The sequence below is a fragment of the Corynebacterium pyruviciproducens ATCC BAA-1742 genome, from assembly GCF_000411375.1.
Taxonomy (GTDB): Bacteria; Actinomycetota; Actinomycetes; order Mycobacteriales; family Mycobacteriaceae; genus Corynebacterium; species Corynebacterium pyruviciproducens.
In genome coordinates this window covers 755,012-780,112 of the sequence record NZ_KE150446.1, presented here as the reverse complement: position 1 = coordinate 780,112, position 25,101 = coordinate 755,012, and the positions used below count along the sequence as shown (strand labels likewise).

Genomic DNA, 25,101 nt, shown 5'->3' with positions numbered 1-25,101 from the left:
GTACAGGGTGCCGGGGAGCGCCGTCGTGGTTAGAAGAAGCCCCGCACCCATGATGAATGGGAACGGGGCGTGGGCGGTATTGCGGTACCGGGAGGCCTAGTTACTCGACCTCAGCGGACTCGATGCGAACCTCGTCAGCCGGGGCGCCGTCGGAGCCACCGGTCTTGGTGCCCTTAGCGGCGATGGCATCGATGGTGGTGAGACCCTCATCGGAGATCGTGCCAAAGTAGGTGTAGTTCGGGGGCAGCGGGGAATCCTTGTAGTTGAGGAAGAACTGCGAACCGTTGGTGTCCGCGCCAGCGTTAGCCATGGCGATGGTGCCACGCTGGTAGTTCACAGGAGAGTTCGTATCCTCAGCCTCATCGGTGGGGTACTCGTTGGCAAAGCTGAAGCCCGGGCCGCCGGCACCGTTGCCCGTGGGATCGCCACACTGCAGCACGTAGATGCCCTGAGTGGTGATGCGGTGGCACACCGTATCGTTGTAGTAGCCGTTGGAGGCAAGGTGCGTGATGGCGTTGACGGTGCAGGGGCTGACGGAGCGGTCCAAGGTCATCGGAATATCGCCCTGGTTCGTCTTCAAAGTCACGTTGACCGTGCCCGTTGCGGGGATATTCTCGGTATCGGGGGCGGAAACCTCCTTGGCGGCCTTTCCGTCCTCCGGGTAGGAGCAGGTAACCGTCTCCGGCAGGGCTTCCGACCGGGCGAGAGCCAACGCGGGGGCCGTGACCTGGTTCTCGTCGGGGCTTTCGGTTGTGGTGGTCATCGAGGTGGAGTTCACCGTGGTCGTGGAATCCTCGGCCTCGATCTTCTCGCCGTTGTCGCGAGAGGCAAAGAAGTAAATGCCTGCCACGACGAGGACGATGACCAGTGCAGACGCAAGCACGGTGCCCAGCGGGCCACGCTTTTGCTTACGTTCCCGCGTGGCCAGGTCTTTGCGCAGCTTTTCCAGAGATTCCTCGCGGATCTCCCTGTTCGTGTGCGAGTCGGAATTAGTCACTCAAAACTCCCTGTTGGAAAAATCTCAAATTAGCGTCATCAAATGACAGTTCGTGTGCATTTTATCCTAGTCTGCCTTGGTGGCCGGTCCCGCACCACGGCAACGTATGCGTGGTCTGCGTCAGGAGCCCACTTGTGGGAAAACGGACCGCGGGGAGCCTTACCGGTTCGAGTGTCTCACTACTGCGTTCCACGGGCTCGGCAGCGCTCAAGCGCTGTTTAGCTCGTATTACCAGGGCAGTGGTTGGTAGGCTCACTGGCATGGAATGCAAGATTGCAGTTACTGGCCCTTTCCAAGCGAACACGTACGCTGTCATTGATGATGGCCGTGTCACGGTAATTGATCCGGGCATGGGTGCCAAAGATGTCCTCCAACAGTTCTTTACGGAAAACGGTTTGACCTTGGACTCCGTCGTGCTCACCCACGGGCACATTGATCACGTGCGCGACGCCGCTGCTCTTGCTAACCCGGCACACGTTCCTGTCTTCTTGCATCCCGACGATTGGTTCATGCTCGACGATCCGGGTGCGGGTGTGTCCCCCGAGGCGGCACGCGCGTACCACGCCGAGGACATGGAAAAGGTGGATGACCTGCGCGAGCTCACACCGGAAACCGGTGCCACCATCGCCGGCCACCAATTCGAGGTGCGTCACTGCCCGGGGCACTCGCCGGGTTGCGTCATTCTCGTCAGCGACGAGGTGAAATCGGTATTCACCGGGGACGTGCTGTTCCGTGGTTCCATCGGGCGCGTCGATTTGCCGGGCAGCTCACCGGCCGCGATGCGGGAGTCGCTGCGCCAGGAGGTGAAGACGTTGCCGGAGGATTACACGTGCTTCCCGGGCCACGGCCCAGGCACAACGGTGGCGGCGGAGCTTTCCTCCAACCCGTACCTGGTCTAAAACGCTAGGTCGCTTCTTCGTCGGCTTTGCTTTACCCGGACGCTATACAGCGTTGCCGCTCGCACCGGTCGTCGTTTCCCCGTGGGGTTGGTTGAGTTACCGGTAGGTCGGCTGTATGAACGCGCCGGAGGACGGGGAGGCGTGGCGTGGTTGCCCGCCCGTTTCGGGCGGTGGCGGCGGAAAATGGCGGGTCGAGTAAGATGCCATGTGTGACTGACGTTTCATTTTCTGCCCCTAAAGGTGTCCCCGATTATGTTCCTCCGCAGTCCCGCGAGTTCCTCGCGGTACGCGAGACGTTTACCCAGCAAGCACATCGTGCCGGATTCGAGCACATTGAGCTGCCGATCTTTGAGGATACGCACCTCTTTGCACGCGGGGTAGGCGAGTCCACCGACGTTGTTACCAAGGAGATGTACACTTTCGCCGACCGTGGCGATCGCTCCGTCACCCTGCGCCCGGAGGGGACCGCCGGCGTCATGCGTGCCGTCATCGAGCACAACCTTGACCGTGGGCAGCTGCCGGTCAAGCTCGTGTACTCGGGCCCATTCTTCCGTTACGAGCGCCCCCAGGCCGGCCGCTACCGCCAGCTTCAGCAGGTGGGTGTGGAGGCCATTGGCGTGGATGATCCGGCCCTGGATGCCGAGGTCATCGCCCTGGCGGATCGCTGTTACAAGTCTGTGGGCTTGACTGGCTACAGGCTTGATATCTCCAGCCTGGGGGATTCCGAGTGCCGCCCGGCCTACCGGGACAAGCTGCAGGAGTTCCTCCGCAAGCTCCCATTGGATGAGGAAACACAGCACCGCGTCGATATCAACCCGCTGCGCGTACTCGACGATAAGCGCCCCGAGGTGCAGGAAATGCTCGTAGACGCGCCGCTCCTCATTGATCACCTCTCCGCTACCTCCCGCGAACACTTCGAGACGGTGACTGGGCTTCTCGACGACTTCGGGGTGGCCTACACACTCAACCCGCGGTTGGTCCGTGGCCTGGATTACTACACCAAGACGTGCTTCGAGTTTGTGCACGAAGGCCTTGGTGCTCAGTCCGGCGTCGGTGGTGGTGGGCGTTATGACGGCCTCATGGCGCAGCTCGGGGGACAGGAGCTCTCCGGCATCGGCTTCGGTCTCGGTGTCGACCGCACCCTCCTGGCTTTGGAATCCGAGGGTGTGAAGGCCGGCAGCGCGAATCGTGTCGACGTGTATGGCGTCCCACTGGGGGCCGATGCGAAGCGTGCTCTGGCTCTCCTCGTCAATGAACTGCGCCAGGATGGCGTCAGCACGGATATGAGCTACGGCGACCGTGGACTCAAGGGTGCCATGAAGGGTGCCGCCCGTTCCGGCGCGAGGTACGCCCTCGTGCTCGGCGAACAGGAGCTGGCAGACGGCACGGTTGTGGTGCGCGACATGGAAACCCACGACCAAGAGGCCGTGGCGCTCGATTCCGCAAAGAAGTACCTGGCAGACAGGCTTGCGTATGACGCAGGCCTGCCTTAGTGGCAGGCCTGGGTAAGAGGAACGCCTGGGTAAGAGGCAGGCCACAAAAAACCGGACCACGAGGATGGTCCGGTTTTCTTATTTGTTCATGGGAAGAAGGTGCGGGTTAGCACTCTGTGATCGTGACGGGGAGGCCAATGTTCACGGCGAGGCCACCCTTGGAGGTCTCCTTGTACTTACTCATCATGTCCAGGCCTGTCTCCTTCATGGTCACCACGGCGTCGTCGAGTGAGACATGGTGGCTGCCGGTGCCCATGCGCGCCAGGCGAGCCGCGTTGATGGACTTCACCGCGCCGATGGCGTTGCGCTCAATGCAGGGGATCTGGACGAGCCCACCTACCGGGTCACACGTTAGCCCCAGGTTGTGCTCGAGTGCGATCTCCGCCGCGTTTTCCACCTGTGCGGGCGTGGAGTCAAAAAGCTCGGCAAGGCCCGCCGCAGCCATGGCGCACGCCGAACCAACCTCGCCCTGGCAGCCGACCTCGGCGCCGGAGATGGAGGCGTTGGTCTTGATGACGATGCCGATCGCCGCGGCGGTGAGGAGGAAGCGGCGGGCAGCCTCGCGGTCGAAGCTAGGAAGGTACGTCTTGGCGTAGTACATGACCGCGGGGATGACACCAGCAGCTCCGTTGGTGGGGGCGGTGACAACGCGCCCACCGGCCGCGTTTTCCTCGTTGACGGCCATGGCGTACAGGTTGACCCACTCCATGGCGGTGAGCTGACCGGCACGCTCGGCGTTTTCGTGGCGCAGGAGCTTTTGGTGCAACGCGTAGCAGCGCCTCTGCACTCCCAGGCCACCGGGTAGGATGCCGCGTCCGCGCATCCCCTTCTCCACGCACTCGACCATGGTGTCCCACACGAGATCGAGGTGCTTGTTCACGAACTCCTCCGAGCCGTGGAGTGTGACCTCGTTTTCCATCATGACCTCGGGGATAGAGAGCCCCGAACGCTCGCACCGGTCGAGCATCTCCGCGCCATTACTAAACGGCCACGGCACGTCCGCCTCTTTATCCTGGGTGGCAACACCTGCCGATGTCTCGCCCGGGGCCTCCTGAGCTGCCCTGAGCTCCGCCTCGGACTGGATGAACCCGCCGCCGACGGAGAAGTAAGTCTCCGTCTCGTCGGTGGGGTTGTCGCTTTTGTCCAGCACGGTGAAGATCATCCCGTTGGGGTGCTGGGGGAGTGCGACATCGTTAAAGACGATGTGGAAAGAGATTTCGGTGCCGTCAATGCTCGTGATCGAGCCGTGCTCGGGAACGGCTGCCCCGGGTTTGGGGTCGATATCGAGAGGAACAGTGACCGGTTCATAGCCGGCGAGTCCGAGAACGCTGGCGCGGTCCGTGCCGTGGCCGTGGCCGGTGGAAGACAGCGATCCGCGCAACTCGATTTTCACGTTCGTGGGGTGAAACTGTTCGGCAAAGCGCTTCGCGGCTCTCATCGGTCCCACCGTGTGCGAGGACGAGGGGCCGATGCCGATGCTAAAAATGTCAACAGCACTGATTGTCATGGTTCTCACTGTAATGGAAGATGAGCCCCATACGCTAAACCACAATCCCGTTTATGCAGTGCTTTGAATAGCGATCATGGGAAACGATATAGAATAACCCTAATACTAGCTATGGCCAGCATCAATTCTCGTTCCACCGAGACAATTATCACACGATTTTATGCGCTTTTATGCGAGCGCTGAGGTCCCCACGTGGGCAGCACAAGGGGGCGGAGCATCCGGCTTCCTAGTCGCCGGAATGACGACGCAACAGTGAGGAAAAGCTATTCGGTGAGGACTGAGGCAGGGGCGAGGACGGACCGTCGGAAAGTGGACCTCCCAAACCACCGGCGTGGTCCCGTTCCGAGACAACCTCGCGCGCAAGCTGGCCCGCGGCGCGCGCCATCCGCTGCTCCAAGGCCTCGGAATCGTCGGCGGAGAAGTCCTCGGTGGCGACGAACACGGCCGTGGGCACGATGCGCGCGCGGAAGAAGGAAAACAGGGGCCGCATCGCGTGCTCGAGCATAAGCGAGTGGCGCGGGGTGCCCGCTGTGGCGGCCAGAAGGACCGGCTTATCCGTGAGCAGGTCCTTGTCCATCACATCGAAGAACATCTTGAACAAGCTGGAGTAGCTGGCGGAAAACGTGGGGGAAACCGCGATCACCCCGTCCGCGTTGGCCACCGCCTCATAGGCGGAGGTGAGCTCCGGCGACAACGTCCGCGAGATGAGCGCCTTGGCCAGGTCGATGGCTAGCCCCCGCAGCTCAATCGTGGTGATGGTGGCCTGCTCGCCCCTCGCCCCCACCGCGGATCTGACCGCCGTGGCCAACTGCTGGGCGATCGCTGTTGTGGTGGACGGCTCGCTGACGCCACCGGAGATGACGACGATGGAACGCATGGTTTTACAGATCCTTTCCGGGGAGAACGTCAAAGTGCGGGGAATCGCGGTGGGCCGCGAGGTACGCATGGGTCGGCGGGTCGCTGGGGACATGGTCCGGGCGGCGCTCCTCGAACTTCTCGCGCAGCACCGGCACCACATCGCGCCCCAACCGCTCAATCTGGTCTAGAACCACCTCGAGGGGAAGGCCCGCGTGATCGATGAGGAACAGCTGGCGCTGGTAATCGCCCACCCAATCGGCAAACTGCAACGTCCGCTCGATCACCTGCTCGGCGGTTCCCACTGTGAGGGGAGTCAGCTCGGTGAATTCCTCCAGCGTCGGCCCGTGACCGTACACCGGCGCGTTATCAAAGTACGGGCGGAAGAAATCCTTGGCCTCCTTTTCCGTATCCGCGATGAACACCTGGCCTCCCAAGCCAACGATGGCCTGGTCTGCCCGCCCGTGCCCGTGGTACTCGTAGCGATCCCGGTAGATCTGCACCATCCGGGCGGTGTGCTCCTTGTTCCAGAAAATGTTGTTGTGGAAGAAGCCGTCGCCGTAAAAGGCAGCCTGCTCGGCAATCTCGGTGGAGCGGATGGAACCGTGCCACACGAACGGCGGGACACCGTCCAAGGGACGGGGCGTAGAGGTAAAGCGGTTGAGCGGCGTGCGGAATTCGCCTCGCCAATTGACGACGTCTTCCCGCCATAGCCTGCGCAGCAAGTGGTAATTCTCCACGGCTAGGGGGATTCCCTTGCGGATGTCTTTGCCAAACCAGGGGTAGACGGGACCCGTGTTGCCACGTCCCATCATGAGATCTACGCGCCCGCCGGAAAGGTGCTGGAGGAACGCGTAATCCTCGGCGATCTTCACCGGATCATTGGTGGTGATAAGAGTGGTGGAGGTGGACAGGATGAGGTTTTTCGTCTGCGCCGCGATGTAGGCGAGATGCGTGGTGGGCGACGAGGGGACGAAGGGCGGGTTGTGGTGCTCACCTGTGGCGAACACATCGAGCCCCACCTCCTCGGCCTTGAGCGCGATCTGTGTCATCGCATCTATGCGTTCACCCTCCGTGGGAGTACACCCCGTTGTTGGGTCCTGCGTCACATCACCGATAGTGAAGATGCCGAACTGCATGGTGTCCTTTCTGCGTTTTTGCGGGGTGCCACGCGGGAGTGTGCGTGGAAAAGCGGAGCCTTAAACCTTGGTCCTCGCCAGCAGGCCGTGGGACACCACCACGCACGCGCGTGAGCGGATCGCCCGCCATCGGCCTTCCTACCCAGCGAGGAGAAAAAGTAAGCTCAGCCTTACTCTGTCACTAGCTGCAACACGTGCTGCGAAAAGTTATTCCGCCCCGTCCGTCGGTGCAGGTGAACGCAAAATGAATCGGGCGGAGGACAGTGTAGAGGGCTGGTGTGTGCGCCGTGTATCTCAAAGGTTTGGCCCCCCTTTAGCGTCCTGTGCTTCTAGTACTGCCCGTGCAGGAACAGTGGGCCGAAGGGGCCTACGGCGGCGAGAGCGTGGCTACGAGGTGAACATATCGAGAGACTCCAACAGCGGGGCGATGTCTGCCTCGGAGACTACTCGCAGCGGCTTTTGGCTGCGCTTGCCCTTCTCGGTAATAAGGACAATGCGGGGCGCCCGCTGTCCCTTCTTTACCCGCATGAGGGTTTCTGCCACCTCGAACGACGTTGCCGTGCGCGGGAGGAACTCCACTCGTTGCGAGTCGCGTGCCCTGCCCAACACATCCTCGACGGTGATGGTTGTGAGTTTGCCGTCGTCAAGGATGTCCTCTGCCAGCCACTTTGCAATGGAATTTGCCGTGAGGATGCCCACGAAGTCTTTGCCCTGATACACCGGGAATTGGGAAAATCGCGTGGAATGGAGGGTGGCTAAAACATCGCGCACCGAGTCCTCCGGGGCGAAAGTGACAACCTCGCGCTGGGGAAGAACCGACATGGCCAGGGGCGGATCGACGAGGAAGCTCCGGATGGTGGCGAGATCGTCAATGATGTTTTCCCGCGGATCAGCGACGGGATGGCCATCGCGGTAGGTGCCGTGCGTGATCGAATTGCGCAGGTTGGCCGCCGCCTGGAGGGTATCGGATTGGGTGGGAGTGAGGTGTTGCTTCTTCTCGCATAGCCGCACCATCCACGTAAAAGAGTCGGATGGTCGTGCGTCGAGTAGCTGGCGAAGTTCCTGCTCGATGTCATTGAACAGAGTGAGGAACCGCAGAGCAGGCGACTGGCCATCACCGGCTTCCCGGGAGGACCCTCCCTCCCGCCCGGTTGGTGCTGTCGCATTCTTGGTACTCATAGGGTCTCCGCCATCCTTTCCGTCACGTGTGTTTCGGGCGCATTTTAAAGCGGCGAGGCTTCGCGCGTCCGTGGCAGGCAGCCGGCGGGCGCCCGTGGAAACCAACCAGCGGGACCCGCCCGAGCGTTGCCACCAGTGTAAGCGCGAACCTGGCGACCATGCGGGGCGCTAAGGTAGCGCAGAAGTTAGACGAATTGGTGACGGCGACACAGCCACAAATGCTGCGGCAAAATAGGGGCGCTGCCGCCCGGCAGGTTACTGCTTGTACACACCCCGATCAAGGAAATCACATGAAGCCATGGAACCTGTTTCGTAACCCGTGAGGAAAGACTGTGTGCGCTGCTCGGAGGAACCGTGAGTCCACTGGTCAGGGCGCACCTCGCCACCGGAACGCTTCTGAATGTTATCGTCGCCCACAGCCATGGCGGACTGCACAGCCGACGCGACCTGCTCATCGGTGATCGGCTCGAGGAATGCATTCTCACCCTGGGCGGCGTAGTGGGCCCACAGGCCGCCGTAGCAATCGGCCTGCAGCTCGATCTTTACGGCGTTCGAATCAGCACCTGGGTTCTGGTAATCGCTGAGCCCGAGTGTCCCCTCCATCTGCTGAATGGCGTGGCCAAACTCGTGGGCGACGATGTACTCCTGGGCGAACGGATCGCTCGAGCCACCGAGCTGCTCAAGAAGGCTAAAGAAGCTGGCATCAAAGTACGCTGTGTGATCTGCGGGGCAGAAGAACGGGCCCGTGTTGGCGGATGCTTGCCCGCAGCCGGTGTTCACAACCTGGTTGAACAGGTGCATCTGCGGTGCCTGGTACTCAATGCCCGCCTGCTTCGGAAGCTGGGTTTCCCACACCTGGTCGAGTGACTTCGCAGTCCACTCGAGGCGGCACTCGGTGTTGGTGTTCGCATCTTCGGCGGTCTTGCAGATCACCTCACCGTCTGTGGAGGGGGCTGTCTCCTGCTGAGACTCGTACGAAGTTCCACCGCCCGTGAGGCCACCGAGCAGCCCCGGGTCGATGCCAAAGAACAGGGCAACAAGAACGATAATGAGACCGCCGATGCCACCACCTGCGATCATTCCGCCTCGTCCGCCGCCACTGCCACGGGAAGCTCGATTGGAACTGGACGTTAAGCCTTCTCGGAATGTCATGGGACTATTCTTCCATGCCGTGCGTGCGCGCGCCGGAACCCCTCGCGCTTTCGCGCCGATTTGGGGTATCGCTGCTTCTAAGGAAGTCTCGCACCGCTCGCGCCAGTTAGCTCTCAGCCTGCGCGGGGTCCTACGAAAAGGGCTTACGCGAGGAGCGTGTGCCACAATTCTTGTCGCAGTTGGGTTTCGCGGGTGACGGATTGTAGATGCGGGAGGAGTTATTGCAGGTGGCGGCCTTCAAATGCACATTGCGTGGATCCCGGACATGTGGCTTGCCTGCATCTTGGATCCGGCCGTGGAACGTAAGCACTCAGCGGGTACCACGGAACAGGGGGAGTGCCCCTCTTGGAGAACAAGGGGAAGATGATTGAACGGATCTGCTCGGGGCTTCTGGGAGTTGTGCTACGCGCATTCCAACTTGGACGAGAATGCACTCGTCGAGCTGTGTGTCCTCCAGTAACGCAAGGCGAGTAAACTACTCTCCAAGGTGCGCCCTATGGCACACGACACATGAAAATCTTGCATTTTTACAGGTAGCGTTTTTGCCGCTCCTGAGAAAGACAATGGACGAAAGGAAGGCACGACAGGTGCTTCGCACTCATCTAGCAGGCGAATTACGCAAGGAGAATGTCGGCGACACCGTCACCCTGACCGGCTGGGTAGCCCGTCGCAGGGATCACGGTGGTGTGATCTTCATCGATTTGCGTGATAGGAGCGGGCTCGCCCAGGTCGTCTTTCGCGAGTCCGATGTAGCAGAACAGGCCCACCACCTTCGCAGCGAATTCTGCATCAAGGTAACCGGTGTGGTGGAGGCGCGTCCGGAAGGATCGTCCAACCCGAACCTGTCTTCTGGCGATATTGAGGTGAACGTCAGTGAGCTGGAGATCCTCAACGAATCCGCAGCACTGCCGTTCCAGATTGATGATCCCTCGTCGTCCGGCGAGGTAGGCGAGGAGACCCGCCTCAAGTACCGTTACCTCGATCTGCGCCGCGAGCGCCAGGCCAACGCGCTGCGCCTGCGCTCAAAGGCGAACCACGCCGCCCGCGAGGTGCTGGACAAGCACGATTTCACCGAGATCGAGACACCGACCCTGACGCGTTCGACCCCTGAGGGCGCTCGTGACTTCCTCGTGCCCGCCCGACTCAAGCCGGGTACGTGGTACGCGCTGCCGCAGTCACCCCAGCTGTTCAAACAGCTGCTCATGGTTGCGGGCATGGAACGCTACTACCAGATCGCACGGTGCTACCGCGACGAGGACTTCCGCGCAGACCGTCAGCCGGAATTCACCCAGCTCGACGTTGAGATGAGCTTTGTTGATCAGGACGACGTGATCGCTCTGGCCGAGGAGATTCTCACGGCGTTGTGGAAGCTCATCGGGTACGAGATTAAGACACCGATTCCTCGCATGACCTACAAGGAAGCGATGGAGAAGTACGGCTCTGACAAGCCGGACCTGCGCTTCGACATCCAGATTGTCGAGTGCACCGAGTTCTTCAAGAACACCACCTTCCGTGTGTTCCAGAACCCGTACGTTGGTGCCGTCGTCATGGACGGTGGCGCTTCGCAGCCCCGCCGCCAGCTCGATGCCTGGCAGGATTGGGCCAAGCAGCGTGGCGCAAAGGGCCTCGCCTACATCCTCGTCGGTGAGGACGGAACCTTGAGCGGCCCGGTAGCCAAGAACATCACGGACGAAGAGCGTGCGGGGATTGCAGACCATGTTGGCGCAAAGCCCGGCGATTGCATCTTCTTTGCCGCCGGTGATGCCAAGAGCTCCCGCGCACTGCTCGGTGCCGCTCGTGGTGCCATCGCTGAGAAACTCGGCCTTATCAAGGACGGCGACTGGGCCTTCACGTGGGTCGTTGACGCTCCGCTGTTCGAGCCCTCTGCAGATGCCACCGCCTCCGGCGATGTGGCGCTGGGGCACTCCAAGTGGACCGCCGTGCACCACGCGTTCACCTCGCCGAAGCCTGAATCCATGGACACGTTCGATACGGATCCGGGCTCGGCACTGGCCTACGCATACGACATCGTGTGCAACGGTAACGAGATCGGTGGCGGTTCGATCCGTATCCACCGTCGTGACGTGCAAGAAAGAGTATTCGAGGTGATGGGAATCACCGAGGAAGAGGCTCGCGAGAAGTTCGGCTTCCTGCTCGATGCCTTCGCCTTTGGCGCTCCGCCGCACGGCGGAATCGCTTTCGGCTGGGACCGCATCGTGTCGCTCCTCGGCGGTTTCGAGTCCATCCGCGACGTCATCGCCTTCCCCAAGTCTGGTGGCGGAATCGATCCGCTGACCGATGCGCCTGCTCCCATCACGCCCGAGCAGCGTAAGGAAGCCGGAATCGACTTCAAGCCGAAGAAGAAGGAAGAAAAGTAACGTCCGGTGTGACCGTGAGGTCACACTAGCCGGGGCCACCACGATGGTCCCGGCTTTTTCTTTGCCCGGCACGCTCATGACCGGTGCCGGAACCGAATGCAAGTAAACGAAGCAAAGCAGGACACGCGAGAAAGCGACGAGCCGTACCTCTCACACCCCCATTGGGAAGGTCAGCGTTGGTTGGGGATAACGGTAAAGTAGAAGGGACGAAAGGATAGGGATGCAATCTAGGGAACCTGAGCCCACTGATAATGACCAGCACAATCGTCTCATTGAGAAGGCAGAAGCACTACTTTCTTTGAGGTTCGGCGGTCAGCAGCAACTCGCCCTTGTAGATGACATGTCTAATTCCCCGGAGACCACCGTTCTCCGCGTGAAAGTGGCCCCTAACCCCTTCGTCCCGCAACGCACCCTCGTGCTTAAGCAAACCCCGCCGAGGGATCATCCTTACTACCGGTATTCGTTTGAATGCCAGCTCGTTGCCTACCAGTTTCTCACCGCGCTGTCCGAGGATGTCCGGCCCGGACCAATTCTTTTGGGCAGCGACGTGGACAACCGGATCCTCATCATCTCGGATACGGGGGTGGGGACGACGTATGCGGACCTCCTTGCCAGTGATGACGAAGAGCTGCGGCACGTAGTCTTGCGCAAGCTGGGCTCAACGATTGGAAGAATGCACGCCGGCACCGCCGGCCACGAACGCCACTTCGATGTCCTGTTTCAGCGGATGAGCAAGCTGGACCCGTCTATGAAGACGTATCAAAATTTGCACTCAGATATCCTCCGGGCTGCGGTGGAGGAGGGTGGCAGGTTGCTTGAACGGACGGGGATAACCGTACCTGAACAGGCAACCGAACTGGCAAAGGACGCGGTGCGTCGACTAGCCCAGTCGAACTTCAAGGCCTTCACGCCCTTTAACCTTGCCCCGGACAACATTCTCGATGCCGACCGCACAAGTTTCCTCGATTACGAGTGGTGCGCCTACCGTGACGTGGCCTTTGACATTGCGTGTGTGGCCGCCGGCTTCCCGCAATACATCACTACCCATCCGCTGACGGAGGCGGAAGCAGACATCTTCATCTCCAGCTGGGCTGCCGAAGTCGCGAGTGTGTGGCCTTCTCTAGCAGAGGAGGAGCGACTCCATTCGCGTATCCTCACAGCGATGGTGGGCTGGGCGTTCGGTTCGCTCGCCTACATCCATCACGGATCGCTGAGCAAAATTGTTGAGGCGTGCAAGCTTCCCGTGCCACCGTTGCCTCACGAAGGCTTTGCCGCGCTGCGGGGAGACGACGAGGAAATGCAGCGACTGTTTGACCTTGGCAAGAAAGACCTCACGGAAACTTACGCGTCGCTTGCTGCCTTTTCCAGTAAGAACCCCCGCTTTTCGGCGGTGACTACATTTGCTAACGAGTTCATCGAGTGGTTGCAGGAGCAGTGAGCTAATGGCACAAGACGCGCTGTTTGGGACGAGCAACTCCGAGGACGATTCGGCCCAGCAGTATTTCCACCCCGGGGGCAACGCCCCGTTGGCGGTCCGCATGCGCCCACGCACCTTGGACGAGGTCGTAGGGCAACAGCATCTGCTCGGCCCAGGCAAACCGCTGCGACATCTCATCGAGGGAGACGGGGAAACATCCGTAATCCTGTACGGTCCTCCTGGGACAGGCAAGACGACGATTGCCTCCCTCATCTCGGTGGCAACCGGCAACAGGTTTGTCGGCATGTCTGCTCTTGATTCGGGAGTAAAGGAAGTGCGGGCGGTGATCGACACCGCCCGGCGCAAGCTGATCGAGGGCACCAGGACGGTGCTCTTCATCGACGAGGTGCACCGTTTTTCTAAGACTCAGCAAGATGCTCTGCTCGCGGCTGTTGAAAACAGGATCGTGCTGCTGGTAGCTGCCACCACAGAGAACCCGAGCTTCGCGGTGAACGCACCACTATTGTCGCGTTCCCTGCTGCTCCAATTGGAGAGCCTGAGCGAGGACGATCTCAAGACCGTTGTGCACCGCGCTCTCACCGACGAGCGTGGCTACGGAGGGAAAGTAGGAATCACCGACGAAGCCCTCGACCAATTGGTTACCCTTGCCGGCGGTGATGCGCGGCGTGCTCTCACCTACGTGGAGGCGGCTGCCGAGGGGGCGATGGAGCACCCGGGCAGTAGCGCCGACGATTCCGGTGTTTGCGATGATGCCGATGAAGCCACTGACGAATCTGACGAGGGAGAAGATAAGTCCGACTCGCAGGCCGCTGCGGAGCAGGTGGATGGAAATGGGCCTGATACGCCCGTTACGCCCGCGCGGCTTATCACTTCCGAAACGTTGGAAGCGACAATCAACCGTGCTGTTGTTCGCTACGATCGCGACGGCGACCAGCACTACGACATCATCAGCGCATTTATTAAGTCGGTTCGCGGATCGGATGTGGACGCTGCCTTGCACTACCTTGCGCGCATGATCGAAGGGGGAGAAGACCCGCGATTTATCGCCCGCAGGCTGATCATTTTGGCCAGCGAGGACATCGGGATGGCCGACCCTACAGCGATGCCTGCCGCGGTTGCGGCGGCGCAGGCTGTTCAACTCATCGGAATGCCCGAGGGGCGTTTGAGCCTTGCCCAGGCAACCATCCACCTCGCCCTGGCACCTAAGTCAAACGCGGTTATCACGGCGATTGACGGCGCCTTAGCAGACGTGCGCCAAGGCAAAAGCGGCCCAGTTCCCCGTCACCTCCGCGACGGCCACTACGAGGGTGCGAAACGGGTGGGCGCGGCGATTGGATACCGCTACCCGCATGATGATCCCCGTGGGGTGGTGACACAACGCTATAATCCGGAAACCCTCGACGATGCGACGTATTTTGTTCCAACCGGGCACGGGAGGGAAGCCGGAATCCAAAACGTGGCGCCCGCGTTGCGGAAGATCGTGCGGGGTGAGCAGTAGCCCAAGCGTGAATTGGAATGACTCTCCTGCAGCTCAGACTGTGGAAAGGGGGTGCCAGGGTTGGTGCAACGCATGGATAGTGGCGGTGAGGCAAGCGGGCCATTGTAGCCAGAACGCGAGCATGCACGTTTGGAATCACGGTGACTAAGTGTTTAGGTGTGCTGAACTCCGGGGTGAGAAACACGCGTTACCTACCTGGTGGGGTAACATAACCCAAGTTAAAAATATTTTCCGTGTGAGAAAGGCCATCTGGCATGCAGACCCATGAGATTAGGGAACGTTTTACCAAGCACTTTGTTGACGCTGGGCACACCGCCGTTCCAAGTGCCTCCCTGATCCTCGATGATCCGACCCTGCTGTTTGTCAATGCAGGCATGGTGCCGTTCAAACCCTACTTCCTGGGGCAACAGAACCCGCCCTTTGAAAACGGGACGGCAACCAGTATTCAAAAGTGCGTGCGCACCCTCGACATTGAGGAGGTGGGAATCACCACCCGCCACAACACGTTCTTCCAGATGGCGGGCAACTTCTCCTTCGGTCAGTACTTCAAAGAAGGCGCTATCACTCACGCGTGGACGTTGCTGACCGGATCCGTAGAGGATGGTGGATACGGCCTTGATCCGGAGCGCCTGTGGGTGACCGTGTACCTCGACGATGACGAGGCTGCCGATATTTGGCACAACAAGATCGGGGTGCCTGAAGACCGCATCCAGCGCCTGGGAATGGCGGATAACTACTGGTCGATGGGTATCCCCGGGCCGTGTGGTCCGTGCTCCGAGATCTACTACGATCGCGGGCCTGAGTACGGCAAGGAAGGCGGCCCCATCGCCGACGATAACCGTTACCTCGAGGTATGGAACCTTGTGTTCATGCAGAACGAGCGTGGCGAGGGCACGGGCAAGGACAACTTTGAAATCTTGGGCCCGTTGCCCAAGAAGAACATCGATACTGGCATGGGTGTGGAGCGCATCGCCTGCATCCTGCAGGGCGTGGATAACGTGTACGAGACCGACCTCCTGCGGCCCGTCATCGACGTTGCCGAAAAGCTCACAGGATCCACTTACGGCAAGGGTTCCCACGAGGACGACATTCGTTTCCGCGTTATCGCCGACCACTCCCGCACGGCCATGATGATTATCCTCGACGGCGTGACGCCGGGCAACGAGGGGCGCGGCTACATCCTGCGCCGCCTCCTGCGCAGGATCATCCGCTCTGCGCGGTTGCTGGGTGCCAAGGGCAACACGATGGAGACGTTCATGAACACCATCATGGACACGATGACTCCGTCCTACCCGGAGATCAAGAAGGCCCGCGAGCGCATCCTCAGCGTTGCTGTCAACGAGGAGAAGGCGTTCCTGCGCACGCTGGAATCCGGCACCGAGCTCTTTGAGCAGGAGGTTGCCGCGGTCAAGAGCCACGGCTCGACGGAAATCTCCGGCGAGAAGGCCTTCACGCTTCACGATACGTACGGTTTCCCCATCGACCTCACCCTGGAAATGGCGCGCGAGCAGGGGTTGACCGTGGATGAGGAAGGTTTCCATGCTTTCATGGCGGAGCAGAAGGCTCGCGCCAAGGCTGATAACCAGGCCAAGAAGCACGGCGCTGCCGACCTCACGGTGTACCGCGAGTTTGTGGATAACCACCCGACGGAGTTCGTTGGCTACAACAACCTCGAGGGTGAAAGCCCCATCATCGGACTGGTGTCCGGTGGCCAGAAGATCAACGCTGCCTCTGAGGGCGACGAGGTTGAGGTTATCGTCGAGTCCACCCCGATGTACGCAGAGTCCGGCGGTCAGCTTGGCGATCGCGGAACGATCACCGTGGGGGATGCGACCCTCGCAGTCAACGACGTGCAAAAGATTGGTAAGAAGCTGTGGGTACACAAGGCCACAGTGACCAACGGTGGGATTGAGCTCGGAGATACGGCCTGCCTCCACGTCGATGAGGCGTGGCGCCACGCCGCTCGCCAGGCGCACTCCGCAACCCACCTCATCCACGCTGCCCTGCGCCAGACCTTGGGGCCGACGGCGGTGCAGGCTGGTTCCATGAACAAGCCCGGTTACCTGCGCTTTGACTTCAACTACGCACAGGCGTTGACGCCCGCGCAGCTGGAAGAAATCGAGCTAGTGACCAACGAGGCCGTCGATACTGACTGGGATGTCAACACGACGGAGATGCCTCTCGACGAGGCGAAGGCGATGGGCGCGATGGCGCTGTTCGGCGAGAACTACGGCAACATCGTCCGCGTCGTGGAAATCGGTGGTCCATTCTCCATGGAACTGTGTGGTGGCACGCACGTTGCCCACTGCGCGCAGATCGGCCCGGTTGCTATCCTCGGTGAGTCGTCCGTGGGCTCCGGCGTTCGCCGTATCGAGGCTTACTCCGGCCTGAACTCCTTCAGCTACCTGTCTAAGGAGCGTGCCCTCGCTGAGGGGCTTGCCACCTCTCTCAAGACCCCGAGTGAGAACCTCCCCGAGAGGATCGCACAGCTGACGGAGAAGCTGAAGGCAGCCGAGAAGGAGATTGAGAACCTTCACGCCAAGGCACTTGCTCAGCGGGTCGGCGAACTCACCGATTCGGCCCGTCAGGCGGGTTCTTTCGAGCTTATCGCGGAGAACCTTGGTTCCTCCGTGGGGGGCAAGGATCTGCGCGCAATGGCCCAGGATCTCATCGGTCGTCTCGGCAGCAGGGCTGCTGTCGTCGTGCTGGGAGGCTCCCAGGGCGGTAAGGCTCCGTTCGCAGTTGCTGCTACAGATGCCGCCATTGCCCAGGGCATCAAGGCCGGCGACCTGGTTTCTGTGGTTGGAAAGTACGTCGGAGGCAAGGGTGGCGGCAAGCCTGCCTTGGCTCAGGGCTCCGGCACAACCCCCGATGGTTTCCATGACGCTTTCGAGGCAGTCGCGCGCGAGCTGTCTGAGAAGTAAGTAGACCGTGGTTCAGGGGAAACGACGCCGCCAGGCTTCCGGGCGCTCCAAGGGGTTCCGAGGCAACCGACAGTCTCGTGGGCGTGGGCAAGGAAGCCCCAACGGGCGGGTCCCCGGAGCAGCTGACAAAGGGATCGACCCGCGGCTGGGTGAGGAGGCGCTGCGCTTGATGGGGCTTAGCCCCATCGAGCCCGACCGGGCCGGCGAAAACGACCCCGGTGAGGGACGCCGTCTGGCGCTCGACGTGGGAACGGTACGGATCGGTGTCGCTTCCTCTGATCGCGATGGGCGGCTCGCCATGCCCGTGGAGACTGTTCGTCGCTCGCACAAGCGCGTCGGTGACGAGATACCCGACGGGGAAGACATCCGCCGGCTGCTGGAGATCGTGGAGGAGTATGAGCCCGTCGAGATCGTCATCGGGCTGCCCCGAGATCTCAAAGGCAATGGCTCAGCTTCCATCGTCCATGCCCGCGACATTGGTCGCCGGTTGGAGCGGCGCTTGGCCGCCAGGGAGCTCACGATTCCTGTGAAATTTGCCGACGAGCGACTCACCACCGTCATTGCCACCCAGGCGCTCCACGCCTCAGGCTTGACCGAGCGTGCAGGCCGCCGCGTGGTGGATCAGGCCGCGGCTGTAGAAATCCTCCAGACGTGGCTCGACGCACGGCGTACTTATCTTGCACAGAAGAGGGGGGAGGAATATCCCGGCGGGGAAGAACCCCGGCAGTAGACCAGAAACAAGGCCCACGGGAACAGTCGTTCCTGTGGGCCTGCGCTGCATATGCCCAAGGGGCGCGCCACCACCGTGCTGGCTTGGGACGAAATTAGGCGGATCTAGGGGCCGCGTAAACCAACTGCTGGTCTCCATTCACTTGGCTGTATCCCCAGCGGAGGCAGAGCGGCCAAAAAATTTTCGCAAAACTAAGCAGAACTGCCGGGTCGTAATGCACAATTTGGTAACAATAGGATAAAATTTCTATTTATGGCACGCAGACTACCAGGTGAAGACGGCCCAAACGCCATGTCCCATGCCCACAGCGGGCGGAATTCCCATGCGGTGGGAAAGAAGCGGGGGCAGCGAATAGGCGTTCTTGTCGGCATGATCCTTGCGCTCATCGCAGCAGCCATGTACATCGGAATGATGGGTCAATCTGGTGGAGATTTTCGTGGCGACGGCAACGGGAACACCGTCTTGGCCGAAATTAAACCCGGTTCTACCTTGTCTGAGGTTGGCCCCAGCCTTGTGGAGAAGGGCGTTGTGTCCAGCAACGAGGCCTTCCAATCAGCTGCGGCGACGACACCGAAAGCGGCTGACATCAAGCCGGGCTTTTACAAGCTGCAAGAAAAGATGAGCGCCCAGTCTGCGGTAGAAGCATTCCTCAACCCGGAAAATAAGGTCGATCTTCTCAAGGTTCCCACCGGGGCAACGCTCATGGATAGCAAGGTTGTGGGCGGAGACACGCGCTTTGGCATTTACTCCCTGGTCTCCTCCATTACGTGCAGTGTGGGGGATAGTTGCCTCAGCGCTGAGGAGATCGCCAACGTAGCTGCCACTGCCGATCCGGTTTCCCTAGGCGTACCCGAGTGGGCTCTGGAGCCCGTGCAGAAGGCCAGTGGGGACCCCAAGAGGTTGGAGGGGCTGATCGAGCCCGGTGAGTACGTGGTGGATCCGGAGGCCAGCGCCGAGGAGACCTTGACGCAGCTCATTTCCGCTTCCGCCGAAAGCTTTGCCAACACTGGCATTGTGGACCGGGCAGCAGCAATTAACCTCAGCCCCTACGAGCTTCTCACCGCCGCTTCACTGGTGGAGCGCGAGGCACCTGCAGGCGAGTTTGATAAGGTGGCGCGCGTCATCCTCAACCGGCTGGCAAAGCCGATGCGCCTGGAGTTCGACTCCACCGTGAACTACGGCCTCGATGAGCAGGAGGTTGCTACCACCGACGAGGATCGCGCACGGGAAACACCGTGGAATACCTACGCCAAGGATGGCCTGCCGGCAACCCCGATTGCCTCCCCGTCTATCGAGGCGGTCACCGCGATGGAGAATCCGGCACCTGGCAACTGGTTGTTCTTCGTAACCGTTGATAAGGACGGCACGACGGTATTCAACGACACATTCGAACAGCACATGGCGGATACGCAAAAGGCTGCCGAATCTGGTGTCTTGGATTCGAACCGCTAATCGGAGCGAGTAACACAGGGCAGTGCACTACGTGCACTGCCTTTTTTCGTGCACTGCCGTTTGTACACTGCCATTCGGGCAGCGCTCTCGGCAGCGCATCTGCTTTGTGCGATGCGGGAGACGGTCGTCTGGTGGCCCCTGCGCGGTCCGGGTACCGCCGCCATGGCGGAGAAGTGGAGACAGGAGTGACTGCAGTGGGGTCGGGGCTCAGGGCGCTGAGCAAGTTGTGGGAAAGCGCCTGAAGCAGTGGGTCCGTGGACCCGGAGAGGTGAGGAAGGGTGGGGGAGGAATCAGTAGTGAATTGCGCGGTGCGAACTTGGAAGTTTCCCTCCACGGTATGGGTAGGTAACGTGAGACCGTAACCCAGACAAAACTGTTGACGCTTCGGACTATTCGCAGTACCGCCGCGCTGAAGCTAGGAGGAATATGTTTACTTGCTACGTCATCGGCTCACCGATCCGCCACTCCTTGTCGCCGGTGCTCCACGAGGCAGGCTACCGCAAGTACTCCATGGAGGACGAGTGGCGCTTTGAACGCCACGAATGCACAGCGGACCAGGTGGCCGAGTTCGTAGCCGGATGCGATGCTTCGGTGAGGGGCATAAGCGTCACCATGCCGTGCAAGTTCGCGGCGCTGGACGTGGCCGATGAAGTCTCCGAGCGGGCGGCAACGATCGGCTCTGCCAACACGCTGGTGCACAGGGGCGACGGCACGTGGGCTGCGGATAACACCGACTGCGAGGGGATCCTCGGCGCGCTTGATGAGCTGGGAGTGACGGACAAGATTGCGGGATCCGAGGTTGTCATCATCGGCGGCGGCGGGACCTCTCGCCCGGCGTTATGGGCGGTGGGGAGCCTGGGTGCCGCACGAGTCACGGTGATTAACCGCACGGACAAATCGGCGCAACTACGACCTCTGGTGGGGGACGCGGAGTTTAGCTACCGTGACTTCTCCGGTGACTTGTCACACGTTACGCGGCAGGCAAGCGTAGTGATCAGCACCGTGCCCTCGGCAGTTCTTGCGGGAAGAGAAGCGGAGATCGCCCACTGCCCGGTACTCGATGTCATCTATGACCCGCGACCCACACCGTTGACTCAGGCAGCCCGGGTCGCGGGGTTCCCCGCGGTAGAGGGCAACGTCATGCTCGCGCACCAATCCTTCTCGCAATTTGAGCAATACACCGGGCGCCCGGCGCCACGTACTGCGATGCGAGATGCTCTGGAAAGCTTCCTCTCTTAAGTTTCTCGCGGTGTCAGGCCAACCGGGCACAGGGTGTACCTTGATGGCAGGAGCAGCCGTCTACTTGCCACACCGCACGGCGATTCCGGCAGGCTACTGAGCCTCCCAACCTGTTTGTAGTGCAGGCCACCACCCACCCTCCGTTCGTCGGCTAGTCTAGGGCCAACATCTCGAGGGGAGGGGAGACCGTGGGGGTTGCACCGGTGTTAGGGGTAGCTGTGCTCGCCTGGGCAGTGCTACTGGTGGGAAGTGACGTATGTTTTCACAGGCTGCCGGACTGGCTCACCGTCCCCGCCACGCCGCTCATTATTACGCTTGTCCTTGTCACCTACCCGGCTACTCTCCCGCAGCGGCTGGTAGGAGGGGCGGTGTGGTGCGGCACCTACCTTGTAGTCTGGGCAGTCACTGCGGGGATCGGCGGCGGGGACATCAAGCTCTCCTTTCCCCTCGGACTTCTCGCCGGCTTCCCGGGGGCGCTGCCCGCCATGGCGATTGCAGCACTTGCTACGGTGGTTGCCGCAGCCGTTGTCGTCCGGCGTGCGCGGGTGCCCCACGGCCCAGCCATGGTTGCGGCAACGTTCCTGGTGGTGTCTCTGCAGCTGAGCCCGTGATGAATAGGCCGGTCGTGTGCGCCCGAGGGCACCACACGTGGTGCAACCGGTCGTTGAGCACGTGGTGCAGCCAAGGCACAAGAATCCACGGTGAAACGCTCCCGTGCCGTGCAGGCGACGGGGTACGTGGGCTACGGGGCAGAGAATATGGGATTCGGCATGGAACGTGGAAGAATGAACACATGCTTCGATGGTCAACTTCTGGAGAATCCCACGGACAAGCCCTCATCGCCCTGCTTGAGGGGATGCCGCGGGGGGTTGAGATGAGCACCGCTGATGTCCAGGCGGCGCTCGCACGCCGCAGGCTCGGCTACGGGCGGGGTGCACGGATGAAATTTGAAGCCGACGAGGTGACGTTGGTGGGTGGCTTCCGCTACGGGCACACGCTGGGGAGCCCAATTTCCATCCTCATCGGCAATACCGAATGGCCGAAGTGGACCACGATTATGAGCCCCGATCCGGTCGATGCCGAGGACCCGGAGGTGGCCAAGGCCCTCCATTCCGGCCGCGGTACCACGCTGACGAGGCCACGGCCGGGGCACGCGGATTTTGCCGGAATGGTCAAGTACGGTGCCACCGACGCGCGGGACATCCTGGAGCGTTCGTCGGCGCGCGAGACCGCGGCCCGAGTAGCCGTCGGTGAGGTGGCTAAACAGTTCCTCACGCAGGCAGCGGGCATCACCATCCTCTCCCACGTCGTCGCCATCGGCGGCAGTGAGCCCCGCGATACCGCCCTTCCCCAGCCGGGTGACGAGGAGCGCATCGACGCATCGCCCGTGCGTGCGCTGAGTGAGGAGGCGACGCAGGCGATGGTTGCCCGCATCGACGAGGCAAAGAAGCAGGGCGATACATTGGGCGGAGTGGTCGAGGTGGTGGCCCACGGCCTGCCCATCGGACTGGGATCACATGTCAGCGGCGGCTCGCGCCTCGATGGTCAACTCGCGCAAGCGGTGATGAGCATCCAGGCGATCAAGGGCGTGGAGATCGGCGATGGTTTCGCGGAGGCGGAGCGCCCAGGGAGCGCCGCCCACGATGAGATCATCCTCGAGGGCGGGACCCCCACGCGGGCGAGTAACCGGGCCGGGGGGCTCGAAGGCGGCATGACTAACGGTCAGCCACTCGTTGTGCGTGCAGCGATGAAGCCGATTTCCACGGTGCCACGCGCCCTGCGCACGGTGGACATGGCAAACGGCGAGCCCGCAACCGCCATTCACCAGCGCTCGGATGTGTGTGCCGTTCCGGCTGCCGCGGTGGTGGCCGAGGCCGAGGTGGCGCTCGTCGTGGCGCGGGCGGTGCTGGACAAGTTCGGTGGCGATACGGTGGACGAGGTAGCGGCGCGGGTAGCCGAGTACCGCGAGTACGTCGATTCCCGGCTGCACTTTGCGGAGGGTAGCCATGAGTAAGCCGCGCATTGTCCTCGTCGGTCCTCCCGGCGCCGGAAAGACCACCGTCGGCCGCCGCCTGGCAAGCACGTTGAGCCTCCAGTTTGTCGATACCGACCAGCTCATTGAGGAACAATATGGCACTGCCTGCGGGGAGGTGTTTTCCTCACTGGGGGAGGAGCAGTTCCGTGTGGCGGAGCGCGCCCAGGTGAAGAAGGCACTGGCTGGCTCCGGCGTGGTGAGCGTGGGCGGCGGTGCGGTGACTACCGAGGAGACCCGCGAACTGTTCGCCGACCACACGGTTGTGTGGTTGGATGTGTCGGACGAGGTGGGGTTTTCTCGCACTAGCGCCGCGGGGACCCGGCCCGTGTTGGAGGCCGACGATCCGCAGAAGCATTACGCGGAGCTCCTCGCCTCTCGCCGGGATTGGTACCGGGAGGTGTCCACCTACCATGTGGGCACAGACGGAAAGCGTCCGAGTGCGCTCGTGGCTGAGATTCTCGAGCTGATAAGCAGGGACTGACCTCCCGCACTATGTAAACCACGGTTATTGCCACAGCGGCGATGGCATCGTCCGCGTCCACCGGCACCACGGGGCGCACGGCGGGGGTGGAGTGTCACGGATTTGTACCACCGCCCCCGCTTCCCGCGCGCCACCCGTCCCCATAGGCGAATGCGCCTGGTTTCTTAAGGTACCAGCAACTTCGGCCACGGTCTCCCAGCAGGTCTCCATACCGGCGTGTGTGATTTCGGGCACTGTGTCCAGACGTGGGTAGAGTCGCGCAGATCACGAATGCGTCTGTGTGTGAAGAAGTGTGCATGGTGGTTGTAACATTACGCACATGATCTACATCGTCTAGCAGGGGAGCTGAGTTGTGCTCCTCGCGGCTGACTGTGGGGAAGGTCGGGCGGTTTTCGCGCTGCGGGCTACCGTGCTGCGGTTTTATAGTCTTCTTACGCGCACCTTGCTGCGTGGCCCCTCCTGCGGTTGGTGGCTCACCAAGTGGCGAAGTTGATTGCCCGATCTCGGGCATCTGCAGTAGGTGGGGTGGATAAGAGAATAATTGCCCCATAAACCGTCTAGAATCTACTAAATATTTACCCACATACTTATGGCGATAACACCAAGGAGGCTCCACATGTCAGGCGTACGCACGATCGAGGTCAAGGCACAGCGCGGATACACTGTGACAATCGGGAAGAATCTGAGTGCGGATATCACTTCTTGCGTAGCCGGGATGGACCAGGTCCGGCGAGTAGTCATCGTCCACCAGCCGCCATTGCGTGAGGCCGCCTTGCGGATGGAGAGGGAGCTGACCTCCGAGGGCTTGGTCGGTGTGCTCACGGAAATTCCTGACGCGGAGGCGGGGAAGACCGCCGCCGTCCTTGAGCGCCTGTGGGAGACTTGCGGCAAGCACGATATTGAGCGTTCGGACGTGGTCGTGGGTGTCGGCGGCGGTGCTGCAACGGACGTTGCCGGATTCCTGGCTGCCACGTGGATGCGGGGGGTGCGTCTAGTCAACGTTCCCACTTCGCTGCTTGGCATGGTCGATGCGGCAGTGGGCGGCAAGACGGGCATCAATTCTCACTTTGGTAAGAACCTCATCGGGTCCTTTTATGAGCCAGAGGCTGTCTTCGTCGACCTCGACAACCTCTACACCCTGCCTAAGGAAGACCTCATTTCTGGCGCCGCGGAGGTCATCAAGTGCGGGTTCATTCGCGACCCCGAGATTCTGTCGGTTCTGGAGTCCAACCCCAGCTGCTTCACGGAGTTGGGTCCGGACCTCAAAGACATTATCTGCCGGTCGATCCAGGTGAAAGCTGACGTGGTCTCCCAGGATCTGCGGGAGTCCGGGTTGCGTGAGATCCTCAATTACGGCCACACGTTCGGTCATGGTGTGGAAAACTACGAGAATTACCGGTGGAAGCACGGCAATGCCGTGGCGGTGGGAATGGTCTACGCCGCGCAACTGGCGCGCATCCGCGGTCTTATCGACGAATCGCTGGTTGATCGTCATATTTCAATCCTCGAGTCGGTTGGTCTTCCCACCACGTATAAGCAGGGCATTTTCGGGCTGCTGTACGAGTCAATGAAACACGATAAGAAGGCCCGCAACGGCTCGCTCCGTTTCGTCTGTTTGGACGGCGTGGGCAGCACCACCAGAGTCGAGGGCCCGAGCTTTTCGGAATTACGCGCCGCCTACGATTGCCTGGCGGCGGACTAATCC

19 protein-coding genes are annotated in these 25,101 nt (G+C 61.3%); 13 read left to right on the top strand and 6 right to left on the bottom strand.

Features of this window, described 5'->3' with window-relative positions; translation table 11 throughout:
- Positions 1-100 precede the first annotated feature (100 nt).
- Positions 101-997: a peptidylprolyl isomerase gene (locus tag HMPREF1219_RS03360; protein WP_016457613.1), complete on the bottom strand. Its 897-nt coding sequence runs from the start codon at positions 995-997 to the stop codon at positions 101-103.
- 260 nt (positions 998-1,257) lie between these two features.
- Here HMPREF1219_RS03360 and HMPREF1219_RS03355 point away from each other — a divergent pair, with 260 nt between their 5' ends.
- Both HMPREF1219_RS03355 and hisS read left to right on the top strand, forming a co-directional pair.
- The gene (locus HMPREF1219_RS03355) at positions 1,258-1,896 is read left to right on the top strand and encodes an MBL fold metallo-hydrolase (protein ID WP_040426836.1); all 639 of its coding nucleotides are present in this window, start codon (positions 1,258-1,260) and stop codon (positions 1,894-1,896) included.
- Between the two features lie 209 nt (positions 1,897-2,105).
- Positions 2,106-3,389, top strand: a complete 1,284-nt coding sequence (gene hisS / locus HMPREF1219_RS03350; RefSeq protein ID WP_245554385.1) for a histidine--tRNA ligase — start codon at positions 2,106-2,108, stop codon at positions 3,387-3,389.
- Between the two features lie 106 nt (positions 3,390-3,495).
- Here hisS and HMPREF1219_RS03345 read toward each other — a convergent pair whose 3' ends face one another.
- From HMPREF1219_RS03345 to ypfJ, 5 genes are all read right to left on the bottom strand, one after another.
- Positions 3,496-4,896 carry an L-serine ammonia-lyase gene (locus HMPREF1219_RS03345; RefSeq protein ID WP_016457610.1) on the bottom strand — a complete coding sequence of 467 codons (1,401 nt, stop codon included), beginning with the start codon at positions 4,894-4,896 and terminating at the stop codon, positions 3,496-3,498.
- Between the two features lie 226 nt (positions 4,897-5,122).
- Positions 5,123-5,773, bottom strand: coding sequence for a CE1759 family FMN reductase (locus HMPREF1219_RS03340; protein ID WP_016457609.1), 651 nt, complete (start codon positions 5,771-5,773; stop codon positions 5,123-5,125).
- 4 nt (positions 5,774-5,777) lie between these two features.
- Entirely contained in the window at positions 5,778-6,890 is a 1,113-nt protein-coding gene (locus HMPREF1219_RS03335) for an LLM class flavin-dependent oxidoreductase (protein WP_016457608.1), read from the bottom strand.
- A 387-nt stretch (positions 6,891-7,277) separates the two neighbouring features.
- Positions 7,278-8,069, bottom strand: coding sequence for a CBS domain-containing protein (locus HMPREF1219_RS03330; protein ID WP_016457607.1), 792 nt, complete (start codon positions 8,067-8,069; stop codon positions 7,278-7,280).
- A 255-nt stretch (positions 8,070-8,324) separates the two neighbouring features.
- Positions 8,325-9,221, bottom strand: coding sequence for a KPN_02809 family neutral zinc metallopeptidase (ypfJ, locus tag HMPREF1219_RS03325; RefSeq protein WP_040426832.1), 897 nt, complete (start codon positions 9,219-9,221; stop codon positions 8,325-8,327).
- Between the two features lie 587 nt (positions 9,222-9,808).
- Here ypfJ and aspS point away from each other — a divergent pair.
- From aspS to aroB, 11 genes are all read left to right on the top strand, one after another.
- Entirely contained in the window at positions 9,809-11,599 is a 1,791-nt protein-coding gene (aspS, locus tag HMPREF1219_RS03320; protein WP_180805575.1) for an aspartate--tRNA ligase, read from the top strand.
- A 220-nt stretch (positions 11,600-11,819) separates the two neighbouring features.
- Positions 11,820-13,037 carry a protein kinase family protein gene (locus HMPREF1219_RS03315; RefSeq protein ID WP_016457604.1) on the top strand — a complete coding sequence of 406 codons (1,218 nt, stop codon included), beginning with the start codon at positions 11,820-11,822 and terminating at the stop codon, positions 13,035-13,037.
- 4 nt (positions 13,038-13,041) lie between these two features.
- Entirely contained in the window at positions 13,042-14,535 is a 1,494-nt protein-coding gene (locus HMPREF1219_RS03310) for a replication-associated recombination protein A (RefSeq protein WP_016457603.1), read from the top strand.
- A gap of 254 nt (positions 14,536-14,789) precedes the next feature.
- Positions 14,790-17,459 carry an alanine--tRNA ligase gene (gene alaS / locus HMPREF1219_RS03305; RefSeq protein WP_016457602.1) on the top strand — a complete coding sequence of 890 codons (2,670 nt, stop codon included), beginning with the start codon at positions 14,790-14,792 and terminating at the stop codon, positions 17,457-17,459.
- 169 nt (positions 17,460-17,628) lie between these two features.
- Positions 17,629-18,189, top strand: a complete 561-nt coding sequence (ruvX, locus tag HMPREF1219_RS03300) for a Holliday junction resolvase RuvX (protein WP_016457601.1) — start codon at positions 17,629-17,631, stop codon at positions 18,187-18,189.
- Positions 18,190-18,441: 252 nt separating this feature from the next.
- Positions 18,442-19,641, top strand: a complete 1,200-nt coding sequence (locus tag HMPREF1219_RS03295; RefSeq protein ID WP_016457600.1) for an endolytic transglycosylase MltG — start codon at positions 18,442-18,444, stop codon at positions 19,639-19,641.
- A gap of 426 nt (positions 19,642-20,067) precedes the next feature.
- Positions 20,068-20,880, top strand: a complete 813-nt coding sequence (locus HMPREF1219_RS03290) for a shikimate dehydrogenase (protein WP_016457599.1) — start codon at positions 20,068-20,070, stop codon at positions 20,878-20,880.
- 188 nt (positions 20,881-21,068) lie between these two features.
- Positions 21,069-21,491: a prepilin peptidase gene (locus tag HMPREF1219_RS03285; RefSeq protein ID WP_016457598.1), complete on the top strand. Its 423-nt coding sequence runs from the start codon at positions 21,069-21,071 to the stop codon at positions 21,489-21,491.
- Between the two features lie 182 nt (positions 21,492-21,673).
- Positions 21,674-22,894, top strand: coding sequence for a chorismate synthase (gene aroC / locus HMPREF1219_RS03280; RefSeq protein WP_016457597.1), 1,221 nt, complete (start codon positions 21,674-21,676; stop codon positions 22,892-22,894).
- Positions 22,887-23,396: a shikimate kinase gene (locus HMPREF1219_RS03275; RefSeq protein WP_016457596.1), complete on the top strand. Its 510-nt coding sequence runs from the start codon at positions 22,887-22,889 to the stop codon at positions 23,394-23,396. Before aroC ends, HMPREF1219_RS03275 begins: the two co-directional genes overlap by 8 nt.
- 616 nt (positions 23,397-24,012) lie before the next feature.
- Positions 24,013-25,098 carry a 3-dehydroquinate synthase gene (gene aroB / locus HMPREF1219_RS03270; RefSeq protein ID WP_016457595.1) on the top strand — a complete coding sequence of 362 codons (1,086 nt, stop codon included), beginning with the start codon at positions 24,013-24,015 and terminating at the stop codon, positions 25,096-25,098.
- Positions 25,099-25,101 lie beyond the last annotated feature (3 nt).

Coding starts and splice junctions, on each gene's coding strand:
- HMPREF1219_RS03275 (WP_016457596.1), top strand. CDS start 22,887: ATGAGTAAGCCGCGCATTGTCCTCGTCGGTCCTCCCGGCGCCGGAAAG.
- alaS (WP_016457602.1), top strand. CDS start 14,790: ATGCAGACCCATGAGATTAGGGAACGTTTTACCAAGCACTTTGTTGAC.
- aroC (WP_016457597.1), top strand. CDS start 21,674: ATGCTTCGATGGTCAACTTCTGGAGAATCCCACGGACAAGCCCTCATC.
- HMPREF1219_RS03335 (WP_016457608.1), bottom strand. CDS start 6,890: ATGCAGTTCGGCATCTTCACTATCGGTGATGTGACGCAGGACCCAACA.
- HMPREF1219_RS03340 (WP_016457609.1), bottom strand. CDS start 5,773: ATGCGTTCCATCGTCGTCATCTCCGGTGGCGTCAGCGAGCCGTCCACC.
- HMPREF1219_RS03355 (WP_040426836.1), top strand. CDS start 1,258: ATGGAATGCAAGATTGCAGTTACTGGCCCTTTCCAAGCGAACACGTAC.
- HMPREF1219_RS03310 (WP_016457603.1), top strand. CDS start 13,042: ATGGCACAAGACGCGCTGTTTGGGACGAGCAACTCCGAGGACGATTCG.
- HMPREF1219_RS03330 (WP_016457607.1), bottom strand. CDS start 8,069: ATGAGTACCAAGAATGCGACAGCACCAACCGGGCGGGAGGGAGGGTCC.
- HMPREF1219_RS03295 (WP_016457600.1), top strand. CDS start 18,442: ATGGCACGCAGACTACCAGGTGAAGACGGCCCAAACGCCATGTCCCAT.
- ruvX (WP_016457601.1), top strand. CDS start 17,629: ATGGGGCTTAGCCCCATCGAGCCCGACCGGGCCGGCGAAAACGACCCC.
- HMPREF1219_RS03290 (WP_016457599.1), top strand. CDS start 20,068: ATGTTTACTTGCTACGTCATCGGCTCACCGATCCGCCACTCCTTGTCG.
- HMPREF1219_RS03345 (WP_016457610.1), bottom strand. CDS start 4,896: ATGACAATCAGTGCTGTTGACATTTTTAGCATCGGCATCGGCCCCTCG.
- aroB (WP_016457595.1), top strand. CDS start 24,013: ATGTCAGGCGTACGCACGATCGAGGTCAAGGCACAGCGCGGATACACT.
- HMPREF1219_RS03315 (WP_016457604.1), top strand. CDS start 11,820: ATGCAATCTAGGGAACCTGAGCCCACTGATAATGACCAGCACAATCGT.
- ypfJ (WP_040426832.1), bottom strand. CDS start 9,221: ATGACATTCCGAGAAGGCTTAACGTCCAGTTCCAATCGAGCTTCCCGT.